Origin of the sequence: Psychrobacter sp. AOP31-B2-9, from assembly GCF_052378005.1 — a bacterium.
Lineage (GTDB): Bacteria > Pseudomonadota > Gammaproteobacteria > Pseudomonadales > Moraxellaceae > Psychrobacter.
Map to the genome: position 1 here is coordinate 1 of NZ_JBQSXG010000368.1, position 317 is coordinate 317.

Sequence of the window (317 nt, forward strand, 5' to 3'; positions counted from 1 at the left end):
GTTTATTTTAGCACTTTGTTGATATTTTCAATGAGCTTAGTCCAATTGCTTATCTCATCTTCTGTAAGGCTTGAAGCATCATTACTCTTACACCATTTAATAAAATGTTTGGCTAAGTCATATTTTGAAAAGTTGGGAACTTGTGATTGAAATATACTCACAATACCTCTTGTGGACTGCGAATCTGCTATCGACTTACAGTCGATTGAATATTCTGTTTCTACGATTCTAACAAGTGTATCTCTCAATAAGTCTTCTATCTCTGGAGAAGTAACGTTTTGACAGTAGTCTTTAGTTCGAAGGATGTTTTTATTACC

1 pseudogene is annotated in these 317 nt (G+C 33.8%); it reads right to left on the minus strand.

Annotation, left to right across the window (positions count from 1 at the left end):
- Positions 1 to 2: 2 nt before the first annotated feature.
- Positions 3 to 317: pseudogene (locus tag ACT3SX_RS15670) on the minus strand (AAA family ATPase); the annotation flags it as partial.